Genomic DNA, 13,587 nt, shown 5'->3' on the forward strand with positions numbered 1-13,587 from the left:
TATCGCGCACTTCCGCGACATCGTGCTGAAGGCCGAGGAGACCGTCGAGATCGAGCCGGCGAAGGGGAGCAAGCCCGCCAAGACCGTGAAGAAGCCCGGCGGCCTCTACATCATCGGCTCCGAGCGCCACGAATCCCGCCGCATCGACAACCAGCTGCGCGGCCGTTCCGGCCGTCAGGGCGACCCCGGCCGCTCGAAGTTCTTCCTGTCGCTGGAAGACGATCTGATGCGCATCTTCGGCTCGGACCGTCTCGACAGCATGCTGCAGCGTCTCGGCCTGCAAGAGGGCGAGGCCATCATCCATCCCTGGATCAACAAGGCGCTCGAAAAGGCCCAGCAGAAGGTCGAAGCCCGCAACTTCGACATCCGCAAGAACCTGCTCAAGTTCGACAACGTCCAGAACGACCAGCGCAAGGTGATCTTCGATCAGCGCATCGAGCTGATGAAGGACGAGAGCGTGGCCGAGACCGTCGCCGACATGCGCCATGCCTTCATCGACGACCTCGTCGCCAAGCACGTGCCCGAGCATGCCTATGCCGAGCAGTGGGACGTCGCCGGGCTCAAGGACGAATTGAACCGCGTGCTCGGTCTCGACCTGCCGGTCGACGAATGGGCCAAGGAAGAGGGCATCGCCGACGAGGAGCTGCTCTCGCGCATCGAGACCAAGGCCGACGAGCACATGGCCGCCAAGGTTGCGCAATGGGGGCCCGACGTGATGCGCTACGTCGAGAAGACCATCCTGTTGCAGACGCTCGACCATCTCTGGCGCGAGCACCTGATCATGCTCGACCATCTGCGCCAGGTCATCGGCCTGCGCGGTTACGGCCAGCGCGATCCGTTGCAGGAATACAAGACCGAAGCCTTCAACCTCTTCCAGGAGATGAGCGCTCATCTGCGCGAGGCCGTCACGGCCCAGCTGATGCGGGTCGAGATCGTGCCGCCGGAGCAGGAAGCCCCCGTGCTGCCGCCCATGGAAGCGCACAAGTTCGATCCGAATACCGGCGAAGACGAGATGGCGCTCGCCAGCGTCTCGCTCGGCACCCAGGCCACCGACGCGTCGCTGCGCGATCCAAAGAACCCCGCCAGCTGGGGCAAGATCGGCCGCAACGAGGATTGCCCGTGCGGTAGCGGCAAGAAGTACAAGCACTGCCACGGGCGGTATGCTTAGCCGTATCCAGCGCCGCCGCGGAACATTTCGTGGCGGCGCCGGCCCTGGCAAGAGGATGTCGGCGGAACCGCTTTTAACAGATGTTATTATAGATAGGTGACCTTGGCGGGGACGCCCCGGCGGGTTCACGGGCAGGTAGTCCATCGTTGCTCCCTCGAATTCGCGTTTGCGAAGACCGCAGGGAGTGCTTCGATGCGATTGCGCTCGATGACAGATGCAATCGCGCCGGACCGAATTTTTCATGACATCTGCGGACTATTCTCTGCCTTCCCGGTCTGCGGTGCTCGCAGCGCACGACCTGACAAATGCAGCCGACGTCGCCGCGTTCGGCGAATTGACCGGCTTCGCCGCGGCGCTGTGCAACGCGCCGATCTGCCTGATCAGCGTGGTGGAAGACACGACGCAGCGCTTTCTTGCCAAGCAGGGGATTGATCTCTGCGAAACGCCGCGCGAATCGTCGTTCTGTGCGCATGCCATGTTGCAGCCCGATCTCATGGTTGTGCCCGATGCGACACTTGACCCGAGGTTTGCCGAGAATCCACTGGTGATCGGCGAGCCGTTCATCAGGTTCTATGCCGGGGCGCCGCTCGTGGCCGATGACGGATTTCCCCTCGGCGCGCTTTGCGTCATCGATCGCGCTCCTCGGGCCAGCCTGACACCGCTGCAGGCGCAGGGACTGCGGGTCATGGCAGCCCAAGTCATGGCTGTGCTCGGTTCGCGCCGCAAGACAAAGCTTCAGGCGGCCAACGAGGCGGTTGCAAAGCAGGCGCTATCAGAGACGGAGCAGAAGTTTCGCATTCTTGCAGACACCATGCCGCAGATGGTGTGGTCGACGCTGCCGGACGGCCATCACGACTACTACAATGCCAGATGGTACGAGTTCACCGGCATGCCCGAAGGGTCCACCGATGGCGAGGGCTGGAACGGGATGTTTCATCCCGAGGATCAGGAGCGAGCCTGGGAACGCTGGCGGCATGCGCTGCGGACCGGCGAACCTTATGAGATCGAGTACCGCCTGCGCGACGCCGAGGGCAAATACCGCTGGACGCTCGGACGGGCTTTGCCGATCCGGGATTCCGACGGCAACATCACCCGCTGGTTCGGGACCTGCACCGATATTCACGAGCAGAAGCTGCTGATGGAGCAGCGCGAGATGGTCAGCCAGGAGCTGAGCCATCGCATCAAGAACATCTTTTCGGTCATCAACGGATTGATTGGCCTGTCGACGCGGAGCCATCCCGAGTTGAAGGGGCCTGCCGACGAGTTGCGTGCGCGCATCATGTCGCTCGGCAAGGCGCACGATTTCGTCCGGCCGCATAGCGCACGGTCACAGCCGCTCGCGCCTCAGGCGACCCTCAAGGGTCTCCTGGAGCAGTTGCTGTCGGCCTACCAATCCGGGACCGAGCGGGTTTCGATCAAGGGCGACGATCTCCGGATCGATGATCGCTCTGCAACGCCGCTGGCGCTGTCGTTCCACGAACTTGCGACCAATGCCGCCAAATATGGTGCGCTCTCGACGTTCGACGGCCGGGTCGTCATCGACATTCGCGAAGCGGATGACGACGTCGCGATCGAGTGGATCGAGCGCGGCGGTCCCAAGCTTGAGCAGCCGCCGCGCAACGAAGGCTTCGGCTCGCGGCTGATCAACCTGAGCATGTCCAATCAGCTCGGTGGAAAGGTCTTTTACACCTGGGATCCCGACGGCCTTCAGGTCGAGGCTAGGATCCCAAAGACGTCGATGAGCCGTCCGGTCCTGCAAAGAACGTGACGTCCGCCGAGTGGACCGCTTTGGTCGCGCCGGCGGCGTGCTGGACTGCCGTGAGGATGGCTTCGTCACTGAACGGCTTGCGGATGAAGCCGATCGCGGTGCCAGCCCTCGGCTTGATCTGCGCAGGATTTGCCGTGACGTACACGATCTTGGTGCCGTAATCCCGCGCGAGGTCCACCGCGATCTGCGGCCCGGTCAAGCCGTCCCTGAGGTTGACGTCCACCAGCGCAATCTGCGCCTGGGGTGCTGCCTCCAACGCTTCCCTGCGATCCGCCGCGATGGCCGCGACCCGGTAGCCCGCGTCTTCGAGGATGCGTGCAATGTCGCTGGCGACGAAAATTTCGTCTTCGACAATCAATACGGAGGGTGTCATTGGCGCCGTCGTAACGGTTGAACAATCCGGATCGGCTTGGCGGACATGTTCTCCACGGCCGTGCGAGCCGGGAATAACCCCAAGTTGCGTCTTTGGTTCCCGTGATGCCGGCGCGGCCAAGGGCCGGAAAGCATGCGCAAAGCTCAATCAGACAAGCTCAATTGGAACTGTCGATCAGGCTCTCCAAAAGCCGCTTGAGCTCGCTCGTCGGCTTGTCGCCGTAGCTTTCCAGGATGTGCTCCTCCTGGTCCACCGCCAGCGAGTTGAGCTTCTTGCACAGCACCTTGCCGCGGTCGGAGATGAACATCAGCACCTTGCGGCGGTCGTTCGGGTCCTGCACGCGATAGACCAGCGTGTCGGAGACCATGCGGTCGATCATCTTCGTCAGCGTCGGATGGTTGAGCAGCACGGCGTCCGCGAGCTCGCCCATCGAATGGCCATTGCCGTCCGACAGCACTTTCAGGATACGCCATTGCTCGACGGGGACCCCTTCCTTACTCAACCGCAGTTCGAGCTGCCGGTTGATTTCCCGGTTGGCTTGCGCGAGCAGGTAAGCGAGGTGTTCGGTGATCGGGGAATTTTGTTTCGGCGGTTTTGCCACGGCTGAGACTTCGCCTTGACCCAAATGAGTGAATGTCTTGCAATCGATGCTGCATCTATATGCACTTCAATTCTTGAATATTCAATATTTTCAAAATAGGATAGTTGCCTAACAAAAGGGCGGAAGCCGCGGCCGCTCGAAGAATGTGCTTTCGGTCTGGTCCCAGACAGGAGTTGGCGTGCGCGCGACGGTGAACTTCCCGGCTCACGGCGGCTCGGCGTTGCCGCCGTCCTTGCTGTTCAGGAATTTGTCGTCATCGGCGGCGGATTTCGACCTGTCGCCATTTGACACCCATTTCATGAAGCGCCGCGGCGCGCGCAACAAGCTGCGCATCGGCAATTTCCTCACCTTCACCGGCTCGCCCGGGATATGGGGGCCGAGCTCCACCAACAGCGCGATGCTCGCGGTGGCCGAGATCAACAAGCGCGGCGGCATTCTGGGCCGCGAACTCGAGCTGTCGATCTACGATTCCGGCGGCCCGATCGAGGAGGTGGTGCGTCGCGCCGAGCAGGCGATCGCCTTCGACGAGGTCGACCTGATCATGGGCTCGCATATCAGCGCGGTCCGCGTCGCGCTGCGCAAGGTCACCGGCAACCGCATCCCCTACATCTATACCCCCGTCTACGAAGGCGGCGAGTGTACGCCGGGCGTGATGGCGATCGGCGAGACGCCGCGCTGGCAGAGCCGGCCCGCGATCCACTGGCTCGCGGACGTCAAGAAGGCGGCGCGGTGGTACCTGATCGGCAGCGACTATGTCTGGCCCTGGCAGTCGCATCGCGCCGTGAAACGCTACATCAAGGAGGCGGGCGGGCAGGTCGTCGGCGAGGAGTTCGTGCCCGTCGGCGAGGACAATCACGAGCCGCACCTGGCGCGCATCCGTGCGGCGAGGCCCGACGTGGTGCTGATCTCGCTGATCGGCACCGACAGCATCACCTTCAACCGCGCCTTCGCCGAAGCGGGCCTTGCGACGTCGACGCTGCGGCTTGGTGGCGCGATGGACGAGACCGTGCTGCTCGGCATCGGCGCCGACAACACCGAGAATCTGTTCTGTGCGTCCGGCTATTTCAACTGCATGGCCTCGCGCGCCAACGACGAGTTCCTCAGCGGCTACCACGCCATGTTCGGCGCCAACGCGCCGCCGGTCGGCTCCGTCGGCCAGTCGAATTATGAGGGCTTGCGCTTCCTGGAGTCGGTGGCCAACCGCGCCGGCTCGCTCGCCTTTCGTCCGCTGCTCGAGGCCGCGCGCAACACGGTCTATACGGCCGGCCGCGGTCCGGTGACGCTGCGCGACGGCCGCGCCGAGATGCCGATGTATCTCGCCGAGGCCGACGGGCTCGACTTCAGGATCCTCAGGACGCTCTGAGCGGCGCCCGCCGATACGCCGCAGCGACCTTGCGAAATAATTCTTGAAAAGGAAAATATTTCCGTCTCTAGTAACCTCGTGAAGCCGGTTGGCCCGCGCCGTGCAGGGCGCCAGCGAGCGGCTTCCGTCCAAACGCCAGGGATCAAGAAGCCTTCCAAGGAGAGCGCCGTGACAGTTGCCCTTCCCACACCAGCCCAGCTTCGCAGTGTCGCCGAGCAGTGCGGCCTTTCGCTCACCGACGACGACGTCACCTCGTTTCGCGGCCTGATGCAGGGCTCGATAGAAGCCTACAATCTGGTCGCCACGATGCCGGACGAGCTACCGGAGGTGAAATATCCGCGCACGCCGGGCTATCGGCCGTCGGCCGAGGAGAACCCGCGCAATGCCTGGTATCGCAAGTCGACCGTGAAGGGCGCCGCCAGCGGCAAGCTCAAGGGCAAAACCGTCGCGTTGAAGGACAACATCATGCTGGCCGGCGTGCCCATGACCAACGGCTCGTCGACGCTGGAAGGTTATGTGCCCGATTTCGACGCCACCATCGTCACCCGCATGCTGGATGCCGGCGCCGAGATCAAGGGCAAGGTGCATTGCGAGCATTTCTGCCTGTCCGGCGGCAGCCACACCGGCTCCTACGGTCCGGTACACAATCCGCACAAGATGGGCTATTCGGCCGGCGGCTCGTCGTCGGGCTCGGGCGTCGTGGTCGCGCTCGGCGAGGTCGATATGGCGATCGGCGGCGACCAGGGCGGCTCGATCCGCATGCCGTCCTCGTTCTGCGGCACCTACGGCATGAAGCCGACCTGGGGCCTCGTGCCCTATACCGGCATCATGCCGATCGAGATCTATGTCGACCATACAGGCCCGATGACGGCGACGGTCGAAGACAATGCGCTGCTGCTCGAAGTGCTCGCGGGTGACGACGGCTACGATCCGCGCATCAAGGCCCCGAAGGTCGAGGAATACACCAAGGCGCTCGGCCAGGGCGTCAAGGGCATGAAGATCGGCATCGTCAAGGAAGGCTTCGAGCAGCCGACTGCGGAAGCGGCGGTGAACGAAAGCGTGCGCGAGGCTGCGAAGCGCTTCAAGGACCTCGGCGCCACGGTCGAGACCGTCTCGATCCCGATGCACCTTTTGGGCGGCGCGATCTGGACCCCGATCGGCACCGAAGGCCTGACCCAGACCATGATGTTCGGCGACGGCTACGGTCTCAGCCGCGGCGACCTCTATTCGACCTCGCTGATGGATTTCCATCGCGGCTGGCGCCGGCAGGCCGACTCGCTGTCCGAGACCACGAAGCTGTTCATGTTGCTCGGCACCTACATCAACAACAATTTCGGCCCGCGCTTCTACGGCAAGGCGCTCAACATCTCGCGCCGGCTGACGGCCGCCTACGACAAGGCGTTTGGGGACTACGACCTGCTCCTGATGCCGACGACGCCGATGAAGGCGACCAAGCTGCCGGAGCCCAATGCCAGCCGCGAGGAATATGTCGCCCGCGCGCTGGAGATGATCTCCAACACCGCGCCGTTCGACATCACCCATCATCCGGCGATGTCGCTGCCCTGCGGCATGGTCGACGGCCTGCCGGTCGGCCTGATGCTGGTCGGCCGCATGTTCGAGGAAACCACGATCTACCGCGCCGCCCATGCCTTCGAGCAGATCGGCGACTGGAAGAAGATGTGAGGAAAGCTTTGCTGCAACTCGTCGGAAACGCAACGCATGGCTAACGCGTTCGTCGCGGCGTTCGAGATCCTGAGCTTCGGCGCGATCATCGTCCTGATCGTGCTGGGGCTCGGGATCATCGCCAGCATGATGGGCATCTTCAACTTCGCGCAGGGCGAGTTCGTGCTGCTCGGGGCCTACATCACCTATCTCGCCTATGCCAAGGGCCTGCCGATCTGGGCGGGCATGGTCGCGGCGCCCTTCGTGGTCGGCGCGCTCGGCTTCGTGCTGGAGGCGCTGATCATCCGGCGATTCTATGCCGCGCCGATCGTGGCCATGCTCGGCACCTATGCGCTCGGCCTGATCATCCGCGAAGCCGTCCGCGGCTTGATCGGCGGCTTCTACCTCACCGTGCCCGAGCCGATCGGCGGCTCGATCGACATCGGCGCCATGCACATTTCGGCCTGGCGCTTCACCATCATCGTCATCACGCTGCTGGTGATGGGCGGCTGCTATCTGCTGCTGTCGCGAACGAATTTCGGACTGCGCATGCGCGCCACGCTGGAGAACCCGTCGCTGGCGCGCGCGTCGGGCATTTCCACCCCGCTGATGTACGGCGCGACCTTCGCGTTCGGCTCGGCGCTCGCAGGCCTCGCCGGCGCGCTGATCGTGCCGGTGTTCAGTCTCTATGCCGATCTCGGCCTGCGCTTCCTGATCCAGGGCTTCGTCGCCGTCATGGTCGGCGGCGTTGGTTCCTTCATCGGTCCGGTGGCGGGTGCCGGCGTCATCGGCACGCTCAGCGCCGCGCTGCCCTGGGTGATGGCGCCGGTCGTCGCCGACGTCCTCGTCTTCGTTCTCGCCATCGTCTTCATCAAATTCCGCCCGCAGGGCCTCATCGCTGGAAAAGGGGTTTAGTCATGTTCGATCGCACGCAGCTTTCACGCCGCCGTTTCCTCTCCAATTTCGCCTTCGCCTCCGGTGCGGTCGCAACCGGCGTCGGCAGCTGGGTGATCCCGGCGCCCTGGGCTAACGCCGCCGAGGCCCCGATCAAGGTCGGCATCGCCACCGACCTCACCGGCCCGATCGCCTATGCCGGCAACGCCGACGCCAACGTCGCGAAAATGGTGATCAAGGAGATCAACGCCGCCGGCGGCCTGCTCGGCCGTCCGCTCGAGCTCTACATCGAGGACACCGCTTCCAACGAATCCGTCGCCGTCGGCAACGTGCGCAAGCTGATCCAGCGCGACAAGGTCGACATGGTGCTGGGCGGCATCACATCCTCGATGCGCAATGCGATCAAGGACCCGATCGTGGCGCGCGGCAAGACGCTCTACATCTATCCGCAGCTCTACGAGGGCAAGGAGTGCACACCCTATCTGTTCTGCACCGGACCGACCCCGGCGCAGCAATGCGACGAGTTCATTCCCTGGCTGATCAAGAACGGCGGCAAGAAGTTCGCGCTGCCGAGCGCCAACTATGTCTGGCCGCACACGCTCAACGTCTACGCCCGCAAGGTGATCGAATCGAACGGCGGCGAGGTCGTGTTCGAGGAGTATTATCCGCTCGACCAGGTCGATTTCTCCTCGACCGTCAACCGCATCATTTCCAACAAGGTCGACGTCGTCTTCAACACCGTCATTCCGCCGGGCGTCGGGCCGTTCTTCAAGCAGCTCTATGAAGCCGGCTTCCTCAAGAACGGCGGGCGCCTCGCCTGCGTCTACTATGACGAGAACACGCTCAACATCAACCAGGCCGCCGAGAACGAGGGGCTCGCGAGCTGCCTCGACTATTTCAAGGTGCTGACCAAGGAGAACCCGTTCGACGCCAAGATCCAGGCGGCCTACGAGAAGGATTTCCCCGGCAACTTCCTGTTTGCGGCCGGCAGCGCTGCCACGGGCACCTACCGCGGCCTCAAGTTGTGGGAGGCCGCCGTCAAGGAAGCCGGCAAGATCGATCGCGAATCGGTCGCCGCCGCGCTCGACCATGCCAAGATCGCCGAAGGTCCGGGTGGGTCGGCCGAGATGGTGCCGGGCAAGCGGCACTGCAAGATGAAGATGTACACCGCCGTCGCCAAGGGCGGAAACTACGAGATCGTCGCGCGCAGCAACGGCCTCGTCGATCCCAAGGAATGCTGATCTTCACCCTCTCCCCGCTGGGGAGAGGCGAACCACGACCAGGCGGGCCGCCCTACGATGCCAAAATCGAGACGCTGAAATCCATGACTGCAGTAAAGCGGGCGATCTCCGCCGAAATCGGCGGAGAGGCGGACGTCGCAATGGCCGGTGGCGGCGCAGCGGCGCCGATCCGATCGACACGAAAAATCCTGCCGATCGTCGAGGGCGTCGTGCTCGTCGCAGCGTTGCTCGCGCCGCTGGTGCTGCAGGACTATCTGACGGTGTTCGCGACGCGCGTGATCATCCTCGCGCTGTTCGCGCTGTCGTTCGACCTGGTTTGGGGCTATGCCGGTATCATGAGCTTCGGCCAGGCACTGTTCTTCGGCTCGGCCGGCTATGGCGTCGCGCTGCTCGCGCGCGACCTCAACGTCACCAACATCTTCCTCGTGTTGCCGGCGGGAACGCTGATCGGCCTCACCTTCGCGTTGCTGCTCGGCGGCTTCCTGCTGCTGGGGCGGCATCCCTCCAGCGTGATCTTCGTCTCGCTCGGCACGCTGACCGGGTCCTACGCCGCCGATCGCCTCGCGCGCGGCTGGTACTATCTCGGCGGCCAGAACGGCATCCCCTCGATCGCGCCGATGTCGCTTGGGTCATACGACTTCACGGAAGGCCCGGCGTTCTATTATCTCGTGCTCGGCATCCTCGTCGTGGTCTATCTGCTCTGCCGCTTCCTGGTGCGCTCGCAATTCGGTCTGGCGCTCGCAGGGCTCCGTGAGAACGAGCAGCGCATCGCCTTCTTCGGCTACAAGGCGCAGCATCTGAAAGCGATCATCTTCACCATCGGCGGCGCCGTCGCAGGCCTCGCCGGCAGCCTCTATGCCTTTCACGAGGGCTTCGTCTGGCCCAACATGGTCGGCGTCGTGGTTTCCACGCAGGTGGTGCTCTACGTGCTGTTCGGCGGCTCCGGCACGCTGATCGGCGCGGTGATCGGCGCCATCATCGTCGAGGGCGTCAGCTTCTGGCTCTCAGACAATTACCGCGACATCTGGCCGATCATCCTCGGTCTGCTGCTGCTGCTCGTGATCCTGTTCCGCCCGCTCGGCCTGATCAGCTTCGTCCTTGGCGAGCGCGAGCGGGTCGGCAGCTTCGGCGCGAAGCCAAAGGAGAAGCGCGATGCCGCTCCTTGAGGCCGCCGGCATCAAGAAGGTCTTCGGCAAGCTGACCGCGCTCGACGGCGCGGCGCTCACCGTCGGCGAGAACGAATTCCACGGCCTGATCGGCCCCAACGGCTCCGGCAAGAGCACGCTGATGAAGTGCATTGCGGGGGCCGAAGTGCCGACGCAGGGCAAGGTTTCCTTCGTTAACACCGACATCACCGCGTTCACGCCGACCGAGCGCGCCCGCGCCGGCATGAGCCTGAAGTTCCAGATCACCTCCGTGCTGCCGTCGCTGACGCTGTACGACAATATCCTGCTCGCGCTGCAGGCGCAGTCCTCGCTGTTCGACCTGGTGTTCTCGCGTACCCGGGGCGCGCTGCACGACCAGGTCATGACCATGCTGAGCCAGTTCCGCCTCGCCGACCGCGCTTTCGAGGCGGCGGCGGCGCTGTCGCACGGCCAGCAGCAATGGCTGGAGATCGCGATGGCGCTCGCGGGCAAGCCGAAGCTGCTGCTGCTCGACGAGCCCACCGGCGGCATGAGCCTCGAGGAGCGACGCGTCACCGGCGAATTGCTGCAGCCGATCAAGCAGCATTGCTCGCTCGTCATCGTCGAGCACGACCTCGATTTCATCCGCGACATCTGCGATCGCCTCACCGTGCTGGACCAGGGCAAGGTGCTGGCGTCGGGCACGGTGCCGGAGATCCAGGCCAATCCGTCCGTCCAGGAGATTTATCTGCGCCGTGCCTGAATTTTTGGACATCAAGCATCTCGACGCCGGCTATGGTCGCAGCCAGGTCCTGTTCGACGTCACGCTCGGCATCCCCTGGCGCGGCGGCGTCGCCGTCCTCGGGCGCAACGGCGCCGGCAAGACCACGCTGATGAAGACCATCGTCGGCGAGCTGCCGGCCTGGAAGGGCGAGGTCGCCTTCGATGGCCGCGACATCAGCCGCCGCGCCACCCAGGAGCGCGTGCGCGCCGGCATCGGCTACGTGCCGCAGGAGCATTCGGTGTTCGCGCGCCTGTCGGTGCGCGACAATCTCGCGGTCGGCTCGCTCGCGAGCAAGAAGGCCGACGCGGTCGATCACGTGCTGACCATCTTCCCCAAGCTCGGCCAGCGGCTCGACCAGCCCGCCGGCACGCTCTCCGGCGGCGAACGCAAGATGCTCGCGATCGGTCGCGCCATGCTGGGCGATCCGAAACTGCTGCTGCTGGACGAGCCGACCGAGGGCGTCTGGATCGGCGTCATCGAGGAGATCACTGAGCGCCTGATCGAGCTCGCCAAGGAGATCTCCGTCATCATCGTCGAGCAGCACCTCGATCTCGCACTGCGCGTCGCCGACTACGCCTATGTGCTCGACCGCGGCCGCGTCGCACTGCAGGGCCAGGCGGGGGAGGTGAGGGGCAATCCGGAGCTGATGCGGTATCTGGCGCCGTAACCGATGCGCCCGAGACGTCTCACGGCGAACTCAGCAGTCATGCTCCGCAAAAGCGGAGCGTCCGGTACGTCGCGATTATGCGGGAAGTCGCGACCAATAGGGCGCGGTCAGAAGCAGCATGAAAAGTGCGCGCTCGGCCCGGTACTTTGCGGCAGATCGACTTGATTCCCGCCCCCGGACCACGACCGCTCCTTGGCTGGTGCAGACGCTCCAGGCCCATCTTCGCTTGCGCTGCACCAAAGTCACTTCGAATGTCGGAAACTCCGGTCTGACCATTGTTGCCGCTTCTCGCCCTTCATCCAACCGGATTCAACTTCAACCCAGCGGTCCGACCGCTGTCTTCACCCATTTGGGTGAAAGAGATTCCAAGGCAAAGTCCGGTCTGGGCCATCGAGAGCAAGGGCGATGCGGGACGGGAGATGGGTCTAGCCGCCCTGCAATGCCTTGCCAGCGAGCAAGCTGACGAGTTCCTGCTGACGGGAAAGGCCCGTCTTCGAAAGCACGGCTTTGAGCTGCGTGCGCACAGTCTCGCGCGTCACACCGAGTCTGACCGCGAGTGCATCGATCGATCCGGCCTGGGCAACGCCACGCGCGACCTGGGCCTCTGCCGGCGTCAGGTCGAACAACCCTTGCAGGACTTCCGCACTCGGGACCGCGCCGCGATCGACGGGTGTGACGATGAGCATGAAGGTGGCCAGCGTGAAGATATCGCGTGCCGATCCGCGCACCGGGACGACATGCAGCACCATCGGTACGCGATCGATCGCCGCTGCGATGGCGAGGGATTTGACGGTCGGGCCGTTGCCCACGAACGAGCGCCCCAGCGCCGCCGAGAACAATCCGTCGGCAGTGACATCGGTCAAAGTCAACCGATCTGCGCGGTCCTGGAACAGCGACGGCATCAGCGCTTCGAACAGGCCGTTCGCCGCGAGTAACTTGCCTCGTTCGCGCAGTATCGCCCCCGGCAGCCCAATGGCCTGCAAAGCATCGGCTTGCGCGCGTGCGCGCTCGAATCCAAGGCGGTTTGCAGTCAGGGACGCCCGAGCCAGATGAGGCCTCAAGCCATCGAGGAACAAGACGACGTCGCGCGGCACCGGTCCGTTGTCGTGGTGCCGCGGCATGACGATCGCGATCGAATCGCCGCTCGGTATTGGAATGAGAGTTCCGGCCCGGTAGCCGATGCCGTGCCTGCGGTAGAAATTGCAGTACACGTCATTGGTCGCGATCTCCTCTTCCGATAGAAGGTCTCCATCGTTCAGGAAGCCGGCGTAGTTGAGAGCGGCGGCGCGGGGCAGCAGCGGATCGCGCTCGCTCCATCCCTCCTGCAAGAAGCGAGGCATGGTCTGGTCGTGATTGACGGAATTGACCCCGCTCACATAGCCGTCGCGAACCGCGAAAAGCAGTCCGCCATTGCCGCCGATGGCGTTGCCGATTTCATGGAGGACCTCGGGCCACAATGACGGTATGAGCCCGGCCTCGTAGATGCGGTCAATCAGATGATCGATACCCAAATCCACTTAATACGCAGCGCCAAAGAGGTTGCGCCGTAACTATAGCTGGGTGATCCGGGTGAGCAATCCGGCACAACCAGCGTCGCGCCGGTTCCTCGAGGGAACCAACCGATGACTAAATTGTGCGGAGAGCCCTCGCTGCGGGACCGACGCCCCTATCTCACCGCCCCGAAGCGGCTTTCGAACGAGTTCGATGGCACCACCGGCGCGGCGCCCATGATCTGCGTCGCTTCGCCCGCGCCATCGCTCAGCGACGGCTTCAGCGGCGGGCGCGTCTGGGCGAGGCGCGTGTCGGGCTGCGGCTTTGGCGGTTCTGCCGGCTTGGCGGCGGCAACAGCCGGCTTCGGCGCGTCCTTCGCCGCATCCTTCTTGTCTTGTCCCGGCACGAATCTCGTGACGGCGGCCTTGAGCCGCGACGCTGCCGTGGGTGG

Annotated in this window: 12 protein-coding genes and 1 pseudogene; 9 read left to right on the plus strand and 4 right to left on the minus strand. The window is 64.1% G+C overall.

Features of this window, described 5'->3' with window-relative positions; all coding sequences use genetic code 11:
- Together JHD07_RS09615 and JHD07_RS09620 are read left to right on the plus strand one after the other, a co-directional pair.
- Positions 1 to 1,168 (plus strand): SEC-C metal-binding domain-containing protein (locus JHD07_RS09615; protein ID WP_291621403.1); only part of this gene is annotated, 1,168 nt, incomplete at its 5' end.
- Between the two features lie 241 nt (positions 1,169 to 1,409).
- On the plus strand, positions 1,410 to 2,936 hold the full coding sequence (locus JHD07_RS09620) for a PAS domain-containing protein (protein WP_291621405.1): 1,527 nt from the start codon (positions 1,410 to 1,412) through the stop codon (positions 2,934 to 2,936).
- On the opposite strand, the gene JHD07_RS09625 is transcribed toward JHD07_RS09620, so the two are convergent.
- Both JHD07_RS09625 and JHD07_RS09630 read right to left on the minus strand, forming a co-directional pair.
- The gene (locus JHD07_RS09625) at positions 2,887 to 3,456 is read right to left on the minus strand and encodes a response regulator (RefSeq protein ID WP_291621407.1); all 570 of its coding nucleotides are present in this window, start codon (positions 3,454 to 3,456) and stop codon (positions 2,887 to 2,889) included. The two genes, JHD07_RS09620 and JHD07_RS09625, sit on opposite strands and share 50 nt — an antisense overlap.
- 10 nt (positions 3,457 to 3,466) lie before the next feature.
- Positions 3,467 to 3,910: a MarR family transcriptional regulator gene (locus JHD07_RS09630; protein WP_036042586.1), complete on the minus strand. Its 444-nt coding sequence runs from the start codon at positions 3,908 to 3,910 to the stop codon at positions 3,467 to 3,469.
- Between the two features lie 178 nt (positions 3,911 to 4,088).
- On the opposite strand from JHD07_RS09630, the gene JHD07_RS09635 reads away from it, so the two are divergent.
- From JHD07_RS09635 to JHD07_RS09665, 7 genes are all read left to right on the plus strand, one after another.
- Positions 4,089 to 5,273 carry a substrate-binding domain-containing protein gene (locus JHD07_RS09635; RefSeq protein WP_291621411.1) on the plus strand — a complete coding sequence of 395 codons (1,185 nt, stop codon included), beginning with the start codon at positions 4,089 to 4,091 and terminating at the stop codon, positions 5,271 to 5,273.
- 168 nt (positions 5,274 to 5,441) lie between these two features.
- Entirely contained in the window at positions 5,442 to 6,956 is a 1,515-nt protein-coding gene (locus JHD07_RS09640) for an amidase (RefSeq protein WP_291621413.1), read from the plus strand.
- Positions 6,957 to 6,992: 36 nt separating this feature from the next.
- The gene (locus tag JHD07_RS09645; RefSeq protein ID WP_291621415.1) at positions 6,993 to 7,850 is read left to right on the plus strand and encodes a branched-chain amino acid ABC transporter permease; all 858 of its coding nucleotides are present in this window, start codon (positions 6,993 to 6,995) and stop codon (positions 7,848 to 7,850) included.
- Positions 7,851 to 7,852: 2 nt separating this feature from the next.
- A complete protein-coding gene (locus JHD07_RS09650; RefSeq protein ID WP_291621417.1) occupies positions 7,853 to 9,070 on the plus strand; it encodes a substrate-binding protein in 1,218 nt (405 codons plus the stop codon).
- A gap of 83 nt (positions 9,071 to 9,153) precedes the next feature.
- Positions 9,154 to 10,236: a branched-chain amino acid ABC transporter permease gene (locus tag JHD07_RS09655; protein ID WP_291621428.1), complete on the plus strand. Its 1,083-nt coding sequence runs from the start codon at positions 9,154 to 9,156 to the stop codon at positions 10,234 to 10,236.
- Positions 10,223 to 10,957: an ABC transporter ATP-binding protein gene (locus JHD07_RS09660; protein WP_291621419.1), complete on the plus strand. Its 735-nt coding sequence runs from the start codon at positions 10,223 to 10,225 to the stop codon at positions 10,955 to 10,957. Before JHD07_RS09655 ends, JHD07_RS09660 begins: the two co-directional genes overlap by 14 nt.
- Positions 10,950 to 11,645 carry an ABC transporter ATP-binding protein gene (locus JHD07_RS09665; RefSeq protein WP_291621421.1) on the plus strand — a complete coding sequence of 232 codons (696 nt, stop codon included), beginning with the start codon at positions 10,950 to 10,952 and terminating at the stop codon, positions 11,643 to 11,645. The genes JHD07_RS09660 and JHD07_RS09665 overlap by 8 nt, the downstream gene beginning before the upstream one ends.
- A 425-nt stretch (positions 11,646 to 12,070) precedes the next feature.
- On the opposite strand, the gene JHD07_RS09670 is transcribed toward JHD07_RS09665, so the two are convergent.
- Together JHD07_RS09670 and JHD07_RS09675 are read right to left on the minus strand one after the other, a co-directional pair.
- The gene (locus tag JHD07_RS09670) at positions 12,071 to 13,162 is read right to left on the minus strand and encodes a helix-turn-helix transcriptional regulator (protein WP_291621423.1); all 1,092 of its coding nucleotides are present in this window, start codon (positions 13,160 to 13,162) and stop codon (positions 12,071 to 12,073) included.
- A gap of 149 nt (positions 13,163 to 13,311) precedes the next feature.
- A pseudogene (locus tag JHD07_RS09675) lies at positions 13,312 to 13,587 on the minus strand (hypothetical protein); the annotation flags it as partial.

The sequence above is a fragment of the Bradyrhizobium sp. genome (genome assembly GCF_016462955.1).
GTDB lineage: Bacteria > Pseudomonadota > Alphaproteobacteria > Rhizobiales > Xanthobacteraceae > Bradyrhizobium.

Coding starts and splice junctions, on each gene's coding strand:
- JHD07_RS09655 (WP_291621428.1), top strand. CDS start 9,154: ATGACTGCAGTAAAGCGGGCGATCTCCGCCGAAATCGGCGGAGAGGCG.
- JHD07_RS09650 (WP_291621417.1), top strand. CDS start 7,853: ATGTTCGATCGCACGCAGCTTTCACGCCGCCGTTTCCTCTCCAATTTC.
- JHD07_RS09645 (WP_291621415.1), top strand. CDS start 6,993: ATGGCTAACGCGTTCGTCGCGGCGTTCGAGATCCTGAGCTTCGGCGCG.
- JHD07_RS09620 (WP_291621405.1), top strand. CDS start 1,410: ATGACATCTGCGGACTATTCTCTGCCTTCCCGGTCTGCGGTGCTCGCA.
- JHD07_RS09660 (WP_291621419.1), top strand. CDS start 10,223: ATGCCGCTCCTTGAGGCCGCCGGCATCAAGAAGGTCTTCGGCAAGCTG.